13 protein-coding genes and 2 tRNA genes are annotated in these 17,140 nt (G+C 38.5%); 14 read left to right on the forward strand and 1 reads right to left on the reverse strand.

Features of this window, described 5'->3' with window-relative positions; all coding sequences use genetic code 11:
* Positions 1 to 45: 45 nt before the first annotated feature.
* Complete coding sequence (pepD, locus tag ABN256_RS15540) at positions 46 to 1,503, reverse strand: beta-Ala-His dipeptidase (protein ID WP_197269462.1); 1,458 nt, start codon at positions 1,501 to 1,503, stop codon at positions 46 to 48.
* Positions 1,504 to 1,854: 351 nt separating this feature from the next.
* Between pepD and gpt the strand changes: the two genes are divergently transcribed.
* From gpt to ABN256_RS15610, 14 genes are all read left to right on the forward strand, one after another.
* Positions 1,855 to 2,316 carry a xanthine phosphoribosyltransferase gene (gpt, locus tag ABN256_RS15545; RefSeq protein WP_023580994.1) on the forward strand — a complete coding sequence of 154 codons (462 nt, stop codon included), beginning with the start codon at positions 1,855 to 1,857 and terminating at the stop codon, positions 2,314 to 2,316.
* A gap of 199 nt (positions 2,317 to 2,515) precedes the next feature.
* The gene (gene frsA, locus ABN256_RS15550) at positions 2,516 to 3,766 is read left to right on the forward strand and encodes an esterase FrsA (protein ID WP_164526010.1); all 1,251 of its coding nucleotides are present in this window, start codon (positions 2,516 to 2,518) and stop codon (positions 3,764 to 3,766) included.
* A gap of 71 nt (positions 3,767 to 3,837) precedes the next feature.
* Positions 3,838 to 4,239: a sigma factor-binding protein Crl gene (gene crl, locus ABN256_RS15555; RefSeq protein WP_109409457.1), complete on the forward strand. Its 402-nt coding sequence runs from the start codon at positions 3,838 to 3,840 to the stop codon at positions 4,237 to 4,239.
* Between the two features lie 115 nt (positions 4,240 to 4,354).
* Complete coding sequence (proB, locus tag ABN256_RS15560) at positions 4,355 to 5,458, forward strand: glutamate 5-kinase (RefSeq protein ID WP_072070889.1); 1,104 nt, start codon at positions 4,355 to 4,357, stop codon at positions 5,456 to 5,458.
* Between the two features lie 10 nt (positions 5,459 to 5,468).
* On the forward strand, positions 5,469 to 6,722 hold the full coding sequence (locus ABN256_RS15565; protein WP_197269461.1) for a glutamate-5-semialdehyde dehydrogenase: 1,254 nt from the start codon (positions 5,469 to 5,471) through the stop codon (positions 6,720 to 6,722).
* Positions 6,723 to 6,865: 143 nt separating this feature from the next.
* Entirely contained in the window at positions 6,866 to 7,378 is a 513-nt protein-coding gene (gene aroL / locus ABN256_RS15570; protein ID WP_072070887.1) for a shikimate kinase AroL, read from the forward strand.
* A gap of 103 nt (positions 7,379 to 7,481) precedes the next feature.
* On the forward strand, positions 7,482 to 9,641 hold the full coding sequence (gene aas / locus ABN256_RS15575) for a bifunctional acyl-ACP--phospholipid O-acyltransferase/long-chain-fatty-acid--ACP ligase (RefSeq protein WP_349439701.1): 2,160 nt from the start codon (positions 7,482 to 7,484) through the stop codon (positions 9,639 to 9,641).
* Positions 9,641 to 10,840: a lysophospholipid transporter LplT gene (gene lplT / locus ABN256_RS15580; protein ID WP_115350338.1), complete on the forward strand. Its 1,200-nt coding sequence runs from the start codon at positions 9,641 to 9,643 to the stop codon at positions 10,838 to 10,840. The genes aas and lplT overlap by 1 nt, the downstream gene beginning before the upstream one ends.
* Before the next feature lie 36 nt (positions 10,841 to 10,876).
* On the forward strand, positions 10,877 to 11,383 hold the full coding sequence (gene pncC / locus ABN256_RS15585; RefSeq protein ID WP_115350337.1) for a nicotinamide-nucleotide amidase: 507 nt from the start codon (positions 10,877 to 10,879) through the stop codon (positions 11,381 to 11,383).
* Between the two features lie 107 nt (positions 11,384 to 11,490).
* On the forward strand, positions 11,491 to 12,558 hold the full coding sequence (gene recA, locus ABN256_RS15590; RefSeq protein WP_072070885.1) for a recombinase RecA: 1,068 nt from the start codon (positions 11,491 to 11,493) through the stop codon (positions 12,556 to 12,558).
* A 903-nt stretch (positions 12,559 to 13,461) separates the two neighbouring features.
* Positions 13,462 to 16,089 carry an alanine--tRNA ligase gene (gene alaS / locus ABN256_RS15595; protein WP_072070884.1) on the forward strand — a complete coding sequence of 876 codons (2,628 nt, stop codon included), beginning with the start codon at positions 13,462 to 13,464 and terminating at the stop codon, positions 16,087 to 16,089.
* 220 nt (positions 16,090 to 16,309) lie between these two features.
* The gene (csrA, locus tag ABN256_RS15600) at positions 16,310 to 16,498 is read left to right on the forward strand and encodes a carbon storage regulator CsrA (protein WP_004244778.1); all 189 of its coding nucleotides are present in this window, start codon (positions 16,310 to 16,312) and stop codon (positions 16,496 to 16,498) included.
* Between the two features lie 465 nt (positions 16,499 to 16,963).
* Positions 16,964 to 17,056, forward strand: a tRNA-Ser gene (locus tag ABN256_RS15605).
* 8 nt (positions 17,057 to 17,064) lie between these two features.
* A tRNA-Arg gene (locus tag ABN256_RS15610) sits at positions 17,065 to 17,138 on the forward strand.
* Positions 17,139 to 17,140 lie beyond the last annotated feature (2 nt).

The following is a 17,140-nucleotide window of genomic DNA, read 5'->3' on the forward strand; positions in this document are numbered from 1 at the left end:
AAACCCGCCAATTAAGCGGGTTTCATTATGATATTTAAAGCGAGATTATTTAGCAGGGATCGCTTTTAAAATTGCTGTTAATAACTGCCAGTATTGACCAACACTTTTAACATGAACACGTTCATCTGGTGAGTGAGCACCACGGATTGTTGGTCCAATAGAAACCATATCCATATCTGGGTAAGGTTTTTTGAATAGACCACACTCGAGACCTGCGTGGATTACCATGATATTTGGCACTTTATCAAACAGTTGTTGATAGGTATCACGAACTAAATGCATAACAGGAGAGTCTGCATCAGGTTTCCAGCCTGGGTAACCGCCTTTGGTTTCGATATCAGCTTTAGCTAGTTTTGCTAATGCAGTCAGCATGCTGACAACATAGGTTTTTCCGCTATCAATCAAAGAACGGATTAAGCAAAGGATTTCTACTTTATCGTCAACAATGCTAACAACACCGACGTTTAATGATGTTTCAACAACACCTTCAACGTCATCACTCATACGAATAACGCCATTTGGCATGGCATTAAGTAGGTTGATTAAGCGTTCTTGGCAGTCTGCCTTAAATACTTTCTTATCTGTTGTTGTATCAAGTAACTCGATTTTCAGATTTTTTTCAGCAATGGCTAATTCGCTTTTTAATAATGCTTCAAATTTCGCTTTTACTGTTTCTAGTTGGCTTACTTTATCTGCTGGAATTGCAAATACGATATTTGCTTCACGAGGAATAGCATTGCGCAGTGTACCACCATGGAAATCAATTAGTTTTAGTGATAATTCTTCTGCATGACCTGCTAAGAAACGTGCTAATAATTTATTTGCATTACCTAAACCTAAATGGATATCACCACCTGAGTGACCACCATTTAATCCTTTCAGAACCAGTTGCTTAACAACGTGACCTGCTGGGATAGCATCGTAAGAAAGGCTTACTGTGGTTTTAACATCAATACCACCCGCACAACCCATGTAGATTTCACCTTCTTCTTCAGAGTCTGTGTTGATAAGAATATCAGCTTGTAACCAACCTGGTTGTAAACCAAATGCACCGTCCATGCCGGTTTCTTCAGTCATAGTTAACAGGACTTCTAATGGACCGTGTTTAACAGTATCGTCAGCTAAAACAGCTAATGCAGATGCCATACCTACGCCATTATCAGCACCTAATGTAGTGCCTTTAGCTTTGATCCATTCACCGTCAACATAAGGTTGGATAGGATCTTTAGTGAAGTCGTGAACCGTGTCGTTATTTTTTTGTGGCACCATATCTAAGTGTGCTTGTAAAACAACTGTTTTACGATCTTCCATGCCTTTAGTTGCAGGCTTGCGAATTAAAATATTACCAACCGCATCGCGCTCAGCAAAAAGACCTTTTTCACTTGCCCATGAAAGAATGTGAGAAGCTAAAGCTTCTTCATGATGTGATGGATGTGGAATCGAACAAATTTTTGCGAAAATATCCCATAGTGGTTGTGGGGATAGAGTAGATAGTTCAGACACGATGGGTCTCCTCTAACAGCATCTGTGTTATTAATAGCCTACCGCTTTTTTAAGGGTTAGCTTTATTATTCTGAGCGTTATACGCCAATATAATTGAGAATATCACTTTCTTCTGATGAATGCGTCATTCTATTCACATCTCTATCTAAGAAATTAGATCTCTATTTGTATTCATTTTTTATATGGTTCATTTTTTAATCATAAAAAGAAAATACAGAAAAAAATGAGGATAATCTCATCTCTTTGCATGTTTTCTCTGGTTTTTAGGCGCTCAAATCACTATAATCTCGCGCAACCTTTTTTTCCGCAAAAAAGCTTCTCTCGCATTCAAGTAGCTAGGATCACAATATTATGAGCGAAAAATATGTTGTAACGTGGGATATGTTGCAAATACATGCCCGTCAATTGGCGCAACGTTTACTACCAGTCGAACAATGGACAGGCATTATTGCTGTCAGCCGTGGGGGATTAGTTCCCGCCGCATTACTTGCTCGTGAATTAGGTATCCGTCATGTGGATACAGTCTGCATTTCTAGCTATGACCATGATCATCAGCGCGACCTCAAAATCTTAAAAAAAGCAGAAGGTGATGGTGAAGGCTTTATCGTTGTTGACGATTTAGTTGATACCGGTGGTACAGCTAAAGTTATCCGTGATATGTATCCAAAAGCCCACTTTGTGACTATTTTCGCAAAACCAGAAGGGCGCCCATTAGTGGATGATTTCGTGGTTGATATTCCACAAAATACTTGGATTGAACAGCCTTGGGATATGGGTGTTGCCTTTATTCCGCCAGTTTGCGATCAAAAATAATTTAATAACGTTTATTTGGCTGTTTTAATTAAGATCCTCGCCTTGGCGGGGATTTTTGTTTTTATGTTTTTATTATTCCTTTGTATTATATCTTCGTGCGAACACTCGTCGTGATACACAGTTCATATTGATTTCATGCTATGATAAAGCCAGATTTTTTGGCCCCTTTTATTCGATATCGACTGATTTGAAGAGTGATATGGCAAATAATACAAACCTTTCTGAAACTCTATTTAAACCTAGAGCAAAACACGCTGAAACCTCAACACTAATTCAGTACACTCATCCAAAATCGAATATTAATACGTATACTGTGCTTAATGGTGCAAGCCAGCAAAATTGGTATCGTACTATTCAGCGTTTGCTTTGGATTTGGCGTGGTATTTCACCTATCGAAATTGAAGAAGTTTTGAGCCGAATTGCTGTACATGATGCACCTCGTAGTGATGATAAATTTATTGATACTGTTGTGGGGTATCGCAAAGGTGGCTGGTCATATGAATGGTCACATCAAGCTATGATTTGGCAACAAAAAGCATTGCGAAAAGAGTCAGGAGATGCTGCCGCTGATTGTTGGTTGCGGGCTGCTCATCTGTATAGTATTGCTGCGTATCCTTTTATTAATGGTGATTTTTTAGCAGATCAGGCCGTTACTTTGTCGATGAAAGCATTTGAGAATGCGACAAAATTTTCCTCTTTTGAGGTGAAAAAACTCACATTTAAATTAGAAGGGAAGGGAACTACAACTGGTTTTCTGCATTTACCTAAAGATTGTAGAGGCCCATATCCCACAGTATTATTCTGCGGTGGGTTAGATGGTCTTCAAAGCGATTATGTCAGTTTCTTTAGGGATTATTTATCACCGAAAGGCATTGCAATGTTAACGCTAGATATGCCTTCAATCGGTTATTCGATAAAGCAAAAATTGACTGAAGATACCTGTCAGTTACAAGGCGAAGTTCTCAAGCAACTTTCTGAAGTACCTTGGGTTGATCATACTCGTGTGGGCGTAATGGGCTTTCGTTTTGGGGGAAATATTGCTGTACGTTTAGCTTATATCTACCCTAAATTAATTAAAGGTGTTGTTGCTTTAGGACCTTTAATTCATACATTCTTCACGCAATCTGAGCTACAGAAAAAAATTCCTGTGATGTATCTTGATGTATTAGCGAGTCGTTTAGGTTTATGGAATATTGATGAAAATAATCTTCGGCTGTCATTAAGCAGTTATTCACTGAAAAACCAAGGGCTGATTGGACGACGAATTCCAGTACCTATGATGGGTGTTTACTGGAAAGGTGATGAAATGAGCCCTAAAGAAGATTCTCAGTTAATAGCTCGTTCTTCTATGGATGGCGATATCTTAGCAATCAATGAAAAACCACTTTATGAAGGTTTAGAGCTCGCTTTACAAAAAAGTGCTGATTGGATCTATGACAAATTAATATAATTAATCATGAACAATAACTTGCTAATTATATTAGATTATATAACAGTAGAGTTTCTAAGGAGACTGAATTTATGACTTCATCTTTGAACCCTACCCGAGGTAAGTTATTAAAACGTTTTGCTCAAATCGGTCCTTATATCCGAGAGCAACAATGCCAAGAGAACCAGTTCTTTTTTGACTGTTTAGCTGTTTGTGTAAATAAGAAAGTCGTACCAGAAAAACGTGAGTTTTGGGGCTGGTGGATGGAATTAGAGCGCAACAATGAACAGCTCATTTATCATTATCAAATTGGGCTATTCGATAAAAATGGTGATTGGATACATCAGAATATAAGTAAAAATGATGTTACTGAATCAATCAATGAAACACTGATCCGTTTTCATCAATTTCTTAAAACGGCAGCGAGTGAATTAGATATGACACTTATGCCAGATGAAAAAATGAACAAATTTCCACTTCCCATCCAGCCCTAATTTTGTGTTAGGGCAACTTTTCATAGATTTTGCGTTATGTCGGTTGGCATAACGCTTCTCTCCTGATAAAACTGTGTATTATCTTTTTAAATAATCAACAAGAATGGTAAATGTTATGAGTAGCAGCCAAACACTGGTTGTTAAATTAGGGACAAGTGTACTTACTGGTGGTTCACGACGTCTGGATCAGTCTCATATTGTTGAACTGGTTCGCCAATGCGCTAAACAACACGAAAAAGGTCACCGGATTATTATTGTTACTTCTGGTGCAATTGCAGCAGGGCGTGAATATTTGAATTATCCTGATTTACCCGCAACTATTGCTTCTAAGCAGTTACTTGCCGCGGTAGGCCAAAGCGCATTAATTCAAGTATGGAAACAATTATTTGCCATCTATGGTATTCATATTGGTCAGATGTTGTTAACACGAGCTGATATTGAAGATAGAGAACGCTTCTTAAATGCGCGTGATACATTACATGCATTATTAGATAATCGCATTATTCCCGTTATTAATGAAAACGATGCCGTTGCAACCGCAGAAATTAAAGTGGGTGATAACGATAATCTGTCTGCATTAGCCGCTATTTTAGGAAGTGCAGACAAGCTGTTATTGCTGACAGATATTGAAGGACTGTATACAGCTGATCCTCGTAGTAATCCTGAAGCAAAACTCATCCCAGAAGTATTTGATATCAATGATGAATTACGCGAAATGGCGGGTGATAGCGTATCTGGCTTGGGTACGGGTGGCATGGCAACAAAGTTACAAGCAGCTACTGTTGCTGGGCGCGCAGGTATTGATGTTGTCATTGCAGCCGGTGTACAACCTGAAGTTATTGCTAAAGTTATCAATAATGAACCTGTAGGAACGTTATTCCACGGATTAGAAAGCCCACTCGAAGCACGTAAAAGATGGATTTTTGGTGCGCCAATTGCGGGGGTCATTATTGTTGATGAAGGGGCTGAAAAAGCAATTAAAGAAAAAGGTAGCTCCCTTTTACCAAAAGGCATTAAAGAGATAAAAGGCGATTTCTCTCGTGGATGTGTTATTCGCATTCAGAGTTTACAGGGTAAAGATCTTGCTCATGGTGTTGCCCATTATAATAGTGATGCACTGCGTTTAATTGCGGGACACCATTCACAAGAAATTAGTCAAATTTTAGGTTACGAGTATGGTAGTGTTGCTGTGCACCGTGACGATATGATTGTTAGCTAAGGAGCCTTCGATGTTAGAACAAATGGGTAAATCAGCAAGAGAAGCGTCTTGGCATTTAGCTCAATTATCGACAGAGCAAAAAAATCAGGCATTACTGGTTATGGCTGATTTATTAGAGCAACAAGAAGCTTCAATTCTTGCCGCCAACGAAAAAGATATGCAAGCAGCTCGTGAAGCCAATATTAATGCCGCGATGCTTGATCGTTTATTGCTGACTTCTGAACGTTTAAAAGCTATTGCTGATGATGTTCGACAAGTATGTCGCTTAGAAGATCCTGTGGGGCAAGTTATTGATGGCCGTATGTTAGACAGCGGTTTACGTTTAGAACGTCGCCGTGTACCGTTAGGTGTTGTTGGCGTTATTTATGAAGCTCGCCCTAATGTCACCATTGATGTTGCTTCATTATGTTTAAAAACCGGTAATGCAGCCATTCTTCGTGGCGGGAAAGAGACACATCATACCAATCAAGCCGTGGTTACCGTTATTCAACAAGCTTTAGAAAAATGTGGTATTCCTGCGGGAGCAATTCAGGCGATTGATAAACCTGATCGTGAGTTAGTCGCTAAAATGCTAAAAATGGATGAGTATATTGATATGCTTATTCCTCGCGGCGGAGCTGGATTACATAAATTATGCCGTGAACAATCAACGATCCCTGTTATCACTGGTGGGATTGGTGTTTGCCATACATTTGTTGATGAAAGTGCCGATTTAGAAAAAGCATTAACCGTTATCGTTAATGCCAAAGTACAACGGCCAAGTGCATGTAATTCGTTAGAAACACTTTTAGTGCATGAAGAAATTGCAGATATATTTTTACCACAGCTAAGTAATGCTATGGCTGCTCAAAAGGTCACTTTACACTCAAGTGAAACAGCATTAGCTGGACTGAAAAAAGGTGGAGCAACTGTTGTTGATGTAAAAGACGCAGATTATTGTGATGAATGGTTATCACTTGATCTAAATGTAGAAGTGGTGGGTGGCTTAACCGAGGCTATTAGTCATATTCGCCGCTATGGTACAGCGCATTCGGATGCTATTTTAACGCAATCTATTTCTAATGCTGATCGTTTTGTTCGTCAAGTTGATTCTGCCGCAGTGTATGTCAATGCAAGTACACGCTTTACAGATGGCGGGCAATTCGGCTTAGGGGCGGAAGTTGCTGTTAGTACGCAGAAATTACACGCCAGAGGCCCAATGGGATTAGATGCCTTAACGACTTATAAATGGATTGGTTACGGTGATAATACAATTCGTCGCTAATTATTGAGAATATTAAATAAGCCATACTTTTCTAAAGTGTGGCTTTATTTTTTTGTTACATCAGGTATGATGTTTCATACTTTACAGTATGTAAATTTTTAATTACACCCTAATGGGAACACACTATGGAGATAGTGCATTTTATGGAAAGTACAATTTACCTTATCGGACCTCGAGGTGCAGGGAAAACAACAGTAGGTAAAGCGCTTTCTCTCTCTTTAAATTATAGATTTATTGATACGGATTATTGGATAACCCAAAAATATCAACAAACTATATCCTCTATGGTGGAAGAGAAGGGTTGGGATTTCTTTCGTCAAATTGAATCAGACGCTCTTATTCAAGTAAGTCAACCTAATCAAGTTATTTCAACTGGTGGCGGTATGGTTTTGGCAGATAAAAATCGTGCTTATATGAAAACCTCAGGTGTTACAATTTATTTACAGGCCTCACTTGAAACATTAGTTGAACGTTTATCCCAAGATCCTAATGAAGCACAAAGACCTAGTTTGACAGGTAAAACATTAGTTTCAGAAATGCATGATGTTTTAATTAAGCGTGAACCTTTATACATGCAATGTGCAGATATTATTGTTGATGCGGGGTTATCTATTAATGAAATAATTGCGGTAATTCTCGCAAAACTTGCTAAATAATTAGGAAGTCGTCTGATATAAAGGGCAAAACAGAGGTCATCTATTTTATTTTCATCACATCCTATTTATAGTAAGACTAATTATAGCAAAATGAGATATGGATATGATGTTAATAGCGTTTTTTAAAACACTATTTAAATTCTTATTTAGAATAAGAATTGAAGGACTTGTTAATCAGTTTTCTCAATATGAAAAATGTATAATTACACCGAATCATACTTCTTTTATTGACGGTATATTATTACGTTTATTCCTACCTATTAATCCTGTGTTTGCTGTTTATACCTCAGTGGCTTCTGCAAAAACGACAAGATGGTTAGGTCGTTATGCTGATATTGTGCCTTTAGATCCCGCAAATCCAATGGCAGTGCGCCAATTAGTAAAAGAAGTCGATAAAGGTCGCCCTGTGGTGATTTTTCCTGAAGGAAGGATCACAGTAACAAATGGATTAATGAAAATTTATGAAGGGGCTGCTTTTATTGCAGCTAAATCAGGCGCTAAAGTTGTTCCTGTTAGGATTGAAGGTGCTGAATTTAGCTACTTTTCACGAGTACGCAAAAGTCTGCGAGTGAAGTCTCATTTCTTTCCTAAAATCACAATCAAAGTACTTCCAGCCGTTGACTTACCGATGCCAAAAGCAGAAAAATCAGCTGAGCGTCGTCGATTAGCAGGGGAAGCCATGCGTGATATCATGATGAATGCCATCATGGATACACGTCCTAAACTTACACTCTATGAGGCATTTTTACAGGCAATGTCGCAATATGGTCGATTTAGCCCGTTAATTTCAGATATCAATCTAAAAGAAGATTCTTACCAAGGATTACTGAAAAAAACATTAGGGATCAGCCGACTCATTGAACGATACACAGAGCCTAATGAACGTATTGGTTTGTTACTTCCAAATACAACAGTAACAGCGGCTGCATTATTAGGTGCAACAATGCGTCAACGTGTTGTTGCTATGCTTAACTATACTGCGGGTAGCTTAGGTGTACAAAATGCGATGAAAGCAGCTTCAATCAAAACCATTTTTACATCACGGCAATTTTTAGAAAAAGGGAATTTATTACATATTCCTGAACAAACCCCTGAAGCGAATTGGATTTACCTTGAAGATCTCAAAGATAGTGTAACGAGTGAAGATAAACGCTGGATATTTAAACATCTTATTACGCCACATAAAGTGATGTTACCGCAAAAATCGACTGATGCTGCGGTTATTCTATTTACGTCAGGATCTGAAGGTACACCTAAAGGTGTTGTTCATAGTCATTCAAGTTTACTGGCTAATGTAGATCAAATTCGCGCTATTGCTGACTTTTCACCTAAAGATAAATTTATGTCAGCATTACCGTTATTCCATGCATTTGGCCTAACTGCTTGTCTATTAACACCGATTTGCTTGGGCGCTCGTGTTTTTCTTTATCCAAGCCCATTACACTATCGCGTTGTGCCTGAATTAACGTATGACCAAAATTGTACCGTGTTATTTGGTACATCAACCTTTTTAGGTAATTATGGAAAGTTTGCTCATCCTTACGATTTTGCCAGAGTTAGGTATGTGGTTGCTGGTGCTGAAAAACTATCAGAATCAACCCGTATTTTATGGCAAGAAAAGTTCGGTATCCGCATTTTAGAAGGTTATGGTGTTACCGAATGCGCACCGGTTGTGTCAATCAACGTACCTATGAGCGCTAAAATACATACTGTAGGCCGTTTATTACCGGGTATGGAAGGCCGACTTATCCCAATGAATGGGATCACAGAAGGAGGACGATTACAATTACGTGGCCCAAATGTGATGATGGGGTATTTACGTGTTGGATCACCAGAAAAACTAGAAGTCCCTGTAGCTACAAACGCAGACGGTATTGATGAAGAAGGTTGGTATGACACGGGGGATATTGTTGCTATCGATAGCGAAGGTTTTTGCACTATTAAAGGGCGTGTAAAACGTTTTGCTAAAATTGCTGGTGAGATGGTCTCTCTTGAAGGTGTCGAGCAACTTGCACGTAAAGCATCCACTGGCGAGCATGCCGTTGTGACGATTAGTGATAAACGCAGAGGTGAATCATTGGTGCTGTTTACAACAGATAACCAATTGGATCGTAGCGCGTTATCAACACTAGCTAAAGCAGAAGGTGTTGCTGAAATAGCTGTACCGAAGGATATTCGTTTTATCAAAGAAATTCCTGTTCTTGGGAGTGGGAAAACGGATTTTGTCTCATTGAAAAAACTAGCTGAACAGGAAAATAACTAATGTCAGAGAATATTAGCCAGCCTCCGTTAATGAGTCGGGGAATGAAAGCAGTATTGTTATCACAATTTCTTTCTGCTTTTGCTGATAACGCATTACTTTTTGCCATTTTAGCTCAGTTTAAATCGGCTCTTTATCCTGAATGGAGCCAACCTGTTTTACAAATGGTCTTTGTGCTGGCTTTTATTCTCTTAGCGCCTTTTGTTGGGCAAGTTGCTGATCGTAACCCTAAAGGTAGGGTTATGCTCAGTGGTAATATCTTAAAATTCGTGGGTGCATTTCTTATTTGTGTTGGCTCTGATCCATTCTTAGGTTACGCCTTAGTTGGGATTGGTGCGGCAGTTTATTCACCAGCTAAATATGGTATTTTAGGTGAATTAACCGATGGTGAACGCTTAGTAAAAGCAAATGGTTTAATGGAAGCATCAACCATAGCCGCTATTTTATTAGGATCAGTGATTGGTGGTTTACTCTCTGATTGGAGTATTGTTTTTGCATTAGGTGTCTGTGCAGCAATGTATGCTTTTGCAGTTCTTGTTAACTTTGGCATACCTAAATTATCAGCTGCTCAAATAGGTCGTGGTTGGAACATAAAAAAAATGTTCGCTCAATTCCTTGAGGCAACACGTACTTTATGGGCAGATAAAGAAAGTCGCTTTTCTTTAGTGGGAACAAGTATGTTTTGGGGCGCGGGGGTGACTTTGCGTTTTCTGCTTGTTCAATGGGTACCTATTGCATTGGGCATGACTGACAACACCACTCCAACTATATTAAATGCAATGGTAGCTATTGGTATTGTTGTAGGGGCTGGATTAGCCGCTAAATTTGTGACACTGAAAACAGTACGTCGCTGTATGCCAGCAGGCATTTTAATTGGTCTTGGGGTAGTTTATTTTTCATTGCAAACTTCAATTATTCCATCCTATTTAATCCTTATCGTTATTGGTGTTTTTGGTGGCTTCTTTGTGGTGCCATTAAATGCGCTATTACAAGATAAAGGAAAACACAGTGTGGGAGCGGGTAATGCTATCGCAGTACAAAACTTAGGTGAAAATACAGCGATGCTATTAATGTTAGGCTTGTTCTCACTAGTCACTAGTATTGGTATTTCTGTTGTTGCCATCGGAATTGGTTTTGGTGCCATTTTTGCACTCGCAATTGGTGGGTTATGGTTATGGGATTGCACCAGAAAGAAATCTTAAACAGTAGAATTTAGAATAGAGGTTAAATGAACCTTAATGATAAATTACGATGAAATGACTCACCTAAGTATTGAGGTGGGTAAAGCGTTAATTGAAAAGAAGAGCACGATAACAACGGCAGAATCTTGCACTGGTGGATGGATTGCAAAAATCATCACGGATATTGCAGGAAGTTCTGATTATTATCACCGTGGCTTTGTGACCTACAGTAACGAAGCAAAGCATGAAATGATAGGCGTTGATGAACAAACCTTGATTAAATACGGCGCTGTTAGTGAAGAGGTCGTTCTTCAGATGGCGAAAGGTGCACTTAGCGCCGCAAATGCAGATTTTGCTGTTTCAGTCAGTGGTATTGCAGGGCCTGGTGGTGGCAGTAAAGAAAAACCAGTGGGTTTAGTTTGGTTTGGCTTTGCTGTTAAAACAACAACCGGTGTTCAGGTAACTGCAAAACACTGTATTTTCAGTGGCTCACGAGAGCAAGTAAGAGCAGAATCTGTTATTTTTTCTTTAAAATCAATACTTAGAGAAATTATAAATAATTAACTTGATACTGTATGATTATACAGTATAATGAATTTCAACAAGCAAAATCATACACGTTTTAATGGTAGTGACCCATCCTTATGCTTCACTGCCCAGAGGGAGATAACATGGCTATTGATGAAAACAAACAAAAAGCATTGGCCGCAGCACTTGGTCAAATTGAAAAGCAATTTGGTAAAGGGTCTATCATGCGTCTGGGCGAAGATCGTTCCATGAACGTTGAAACCATCTCTACAGGTTCTTTATCATTAGACGTTGCTTTAGGTGCTGGTGGTTTACCACGTGGTCGTATTGTTGAAATCTATGGCCCAGAATCTTCAGGTAAAACAACTTTAACACTACAAGTTATCGCTTCAGCTCAACGTGAAGGTAAGATCTGTGCTTTTATCGATGCTGAACACGCATTAGATCCAATTTATGCAAAAAAATTAGGCGTAGATATTGATAATCTGCTGTGTTCTCAGCCAGATACCGGTGAGCAAGCCTTAGAAATTTGTGATGCATTATCTCGCTCTGGTGCTGTTGATGTTATCGTTGTTGACTCAGTGGCTGCGTTAACGCCAAAAGCTGAAATTGAAGGTGAAATTGGCGATTCACACGTAGGTCTTGCTGCTCGTATGATGAGCCAAGCTATGCGTAAATTAGCGGGTAACTTGAAAAACTCCAATACATTACTTATTTTCATAAACCAAATTCGTATGAAAATTGGTGTTATGTTTGGTAATCCTGAAACCACAACTGGTGGTAATGCACTTAAGTTCTACGCATCTGTTCGTTTAGATATTCGCCGCATCGGTTCTGTTAAAAACGGTGATGAAGTTGTGGGTAGTGAAACTCGCGTTAAAGTCGTAAAAAACAAGATTGCAGCGCCATTTAAACAAGCCGAATTCCAAATAATGTATGGCGAAGGTATTAATACTTTTGGCGAGCTTATCGATTTAGGTGTTAAACATAAATTGGTAGAAAAAGCTGGTGCATGGTACAGCTACAATGGTGAGAAGATTGGTCAAGGTAAAGCCAATGCAACAACTTACCTAAAAGAGCATCCAGAAATGTACGATGATTTAAATACGAAACTACGTGAAATGTTATTAAACCACGCAGGTGAGTTTACAAGTGCAGCTGATTTCACGAATGAAGGTGATGCAACTGATCTCGGAGAGGCAGAAGAATAATCTCTCTTAGCTTGTGATAAAACAACTAATTGATTCCATGTTTAGGGAAATTACTATCATTGTTATGATAAATGGCTAGTCAATTAATGTGATTTAACTCACTTAAAAAAAGGAAGCTCTAAAAAGCTTCCTTTTTGTTATATGCAGTACTATTTATCCAATTTAGGGTTCATGTCGGGTTTATTCTATTATCTATCCATTAAAAGTAGCCTTTAATACTATTTTATTTGATATAACGATATTTTTTACTAACTAATTTTTATAGTTGTATGAAAGTTTATATAGTGAAATTTTGATGATATATTCTCATAAATTACCAATCTAAATAAGACTCATTACGAGTATCTTGTTGAGCTAGATAGTAAATAATTGACAAATAGAGATAAATATCTTCAAGATATTTGAATCTAATTAAGATAGTATTTAAGAGATTATTTAGTGATAAGATAGGTTTTATACTGAGAAATACTTTTATTTTAGCTAGTTATCGTGAGTTTATTGTTCGTGTTAAGTGATAATACTTATGTATTTATTATTGATTGTTATAAGAAAAAGAAATTATTTAAGAAAAAACACGTATAGTATGTGATGAGATAGAAAACCAACAATAACAAATAGTTTTTAATAATTACAAAATGAAAATACTTTAAACTACTTACATTTCTTAGAATAATCTCTCTTAAATAGAGAAAAGCCCCATTCTCAGTTAACAAACCCACTTTCAGAAAAAAACTAGACGATTTACAATGTCAACACGAATAAGTTTATCGGGGGTTTTACTTCTGACTGAAGAAATTCTATCTTATCCCTACTTATGTATTCGTTGGCTAAGTAGAGGTAATAAAAAACCTCCTCTAACTAGATTTCTAATTTCTGTTTTTCCAGCTTGATTTCGGGATAATTATGAGCAAAAGCACCGCTGAGATCCGTCAGGCGTTTCTCGACTTTTTTCATACTAAAGGACATCAAATAGTACCTAGCAGTTCTTTGGTTCCAAATAACGATCCAACATTGCTGTTTACAAACGCAGGGATGAACCAATTCAAAGATGTATTTCTTGGATTGGACAATAGACCTTATTCCCGAGCGACAACTGCACAACGCTGTGTGCGTGCAGGTGGTAAACATAATGATTTAGAAAATGTGGGTTATACAGCTCGTCACCATACCTTTTTTGAAATGCTAGGTAATTTCAGTTTTGGTGACTATTTCAAACATGACGCAATCAATTTTGCTTGGGAATTATTAACCAGCAAAGAGTGGTTTAACTTACCTAAAGAAAGACTTTGGGTAACGGTATATGCCACAGATGATGAAGCTTATGATATTTGGAATAAAGAAATTGGTATTCCTGCCGAAAGAATAATCCGCATTGGTGATAATAAAGGTGCACCATTTGCATCAGATAACTTTTGGCAAATGGGTGACACAGGCCCTTGTGGACCTTGTACCGAAATATTTTATGATCATGGTGACCACATTTGGGGCGGACCTCCAGGATCACCAGAAGAAGACGGCGATCGCTATATTGAGATCTGGAATATCGTTTTCATGCAATTTAATCGTCAATCAGATGGCACTATGGATCCACTGCCGAAACCATCTGTTGATACGGGAATGGGGTTAGAGCGTATTACCGCTGTTTTACAACATGTAAACTCTAACTATGACATTGATTTATTCCGTTCTTTAATTAAATCTGTTGCACAAGTGACTAATGCAACGGATTTAGAAAATAAATCATTACGCGTTATTGCAGACCATATTCGTTCTTGTTCATTCCTTATTTGCGATGGCGTGATCCCTTCTAATGAAGGTCGTGGCTATGTTCTGCGCCGAATTATTCGTCGTGCAGTACGTCATGGTTATATGCTTGGCGCCAAAGATACCTTCTTCTATAAGTTAGTCGCTCCATTAATTGAAGTGATGGCTGAAGCGGGGGAAGAATTAAAACGCCAACAAGCTATCGTTGAAAAAGTATTAAAAACGGAAGAAGAGCAGTTTGCTCGTACATTAGAACGTGGCCTCCAGCTATTAGATGAAGAGCTTGCTCAATTAACAGATGACGTTCTTCCGGGTGAAACCGCTTTCCGCCTTTATGATACATATGGTTTCCCTCTCGATTTAACTGCTGATGTTTGTCGTGAAAGAAATATCAAAGTTGATGAAAAAGGCTTTGAAGTCGCGATGGAAGAGCAACGTAAACGTGCTCGTGAATCCAGCGGTTTCGGTACTGACTATAATAGCCTTATTAAAGTTGATAGCCGCAGTGATTTCTCTGGTTATGAGCATAACGAACAGCAGGGCACAATTACTGCTATTTTCCACAATGGACAATCAGTCACCGAATTAAAAGCGGGCGAAGAAGGGATTATCTTCTTAAATAAAACGGCATTTTATGCCGAGTCCGGTGGCCAAGTTGGCGATAAAGGTGTTCTGACTGGCAAAGATAGTCAGTTTGAAGTCACAGATACGCAAAAATACGGTAAAGCGATTGGCCATATTGGTAAAGTTAACGTAGGGTCATTTATTGTTAACCATAAAATCAATGCTAACATTGATATTGCTCGCCGTGATGCCATTCGTTTAAATCACTCTGCGACTCACTTATTACATGCTGCATTACGCCAAGTTCTGGGAACGCATGTTACGCAAAAAGGTTCTTTGGTTAACGATAAATATCTGCGTTTTGACTTCTCTCATTTTGAAGCAGTTAAACCAGAACAGTTGCGAGAAATCGAAGACATTGTAAATGCACAAATCCGTCTTAACTCACCAATAGTCACTGAGTTAATGGATCTTGAAGACGCTAAAGAGAAAGGTGCTATGGCACTGTTTGGTGAAAAATACGATGAACGTGTCCGTGTTTTAACCATGGGTGATTTCTCTACTGAGCTTTGCGGTGGTACTCACGCTTCTAGAACAGGTGATATCGGTTTGTTCCGTATTATCAGTGAGTCAGGCACTGCTGCTGGTATTCGTCGTATTGAGGCAATTACAGGTATTACAGCAATTGAGAGTGTTCATGAGCAATCAGACCTTATCTCTCTTGTTGCACAAGTTCTAAAAAGTGATGGTACAAACTTGGTTGAAAGAATTAAGACAGTCCAAGAAAAATACCGCTTATTAGAAAAAGAACTCCAACAACTAAAAGATCAGCAAGCTGCCCAAGAAAGTTCTTCTTTAGGTGGACAAGCTAAAAACGTGAAAGGTATCAAACTTTTAGTTCGTGAGCTTAATGGTGTTGAGCCAAAAATGTTAAGAACTATGGTTGACGATTTAAAAAATCAATTGGGTTCAGCAATTATTGTGCTTTCTACTATTTCTGATGGTAAAGTGAGCTTAATTGTTGGGGTCACTAAAGATTTGACTGCTAAAGTTAAAGCAGGTGAGTTAATTAGTTTTGTAGCACAGCAAATCGGTGGTAAAGGTGGTGGTCGCCCTGATATGGCTCAAGCTGGTGGTACTGATATTGATGCTTTACCTGCGGCTTTGGCAAGTGTTGACGAGTGGGTTGAATCGCATCTGTAAGCGATAATAACCTGAAAAAAGGCGTTATTCCTGATTTATAGGGATAACGCCTTATAGAGATATTGATGATCCGTTAAATAATCAGTCACTAAATTTATATTTTGTTATGAAGTATGAGTTACTTGTGATAAATAATGATTATACGAATTGACAATGTATGATGGATAATGGCCGGGAAATTCTAGAGACCCGACTCTTGTAAATTTTCAAGGAGCAAAGAATGCTTATTCTAACTCGTCGAGTTGGTGAAACGCTTATGATAGGCGATGATGTAACCGTAACCGTTTTAGGGGTTAAAGGTAATCAGGTACGGATTGGCGTAAATGCACCCAAAGAAGTATCTGTCCATCGTGAAGAGATCTATCAACGAATTCAGGCCGAGAAAACTCAGCCTACCGATAACTACTAAACAAATTCCCATTTTTAGTTAGTTACAATTCATTCGTAAGCGTCCACACTTTTGCCGGGTCTGGGCGCTTTTCTCTTTCTAAGACTTTTTATTCCCTTTTTGGTTCCTATCTTCACTCTCCTTGAGTTGCATTTATTATTACACTATCCGTTTATTCTGATTGACAGAATTGAAACTCTTTTTACCTCTAATCATTCGCTTCACAATTATTTGTTTTGAGAATAAATATATTTGCTATGGGAATAAAATACTTGAATGATTTTTCATCAGAGATATCATTGTGTTTAGGACTTTTTTAGCCAATCTTGCTGATAAACGCATCAGTTTGTTTGTGAAGTGTCCAAACAAACGTATATTCGTAAAAAGTTGAGAAAAATTGTTTGACTTCTTAGGCTGAGAAAGTAATATGTGCGCCACACAGAGACGAGATGTTCAGTAAGAACTTCTTCGAGTGGTTCTAAATATGGTGAGATGGCCGAGAGGCTGAAGGCGCTCCCCTGCTAAGGGAGTATGCGGTCAAAAGCTGCATCGAGGGTTCGAATCCCTCTCTCACCGCCATTTAGATTGCATCCTTAGCTCAGCTGGATAGAGTACTCGGCTACGAACCGAGCGGTCGGAGGTTCGAATCCTCCAGGATGCACC

This window comes from Proteus sp. fly-1008, from assembly GCF_040140305.1.
GTDB classification, from domain to species: Bacteria; Pseudomonadota; Gammaproteobacteria; order Enterobacterales; family Enterobacteriaceae; genus Proteus; species Proteus vulgaris_B.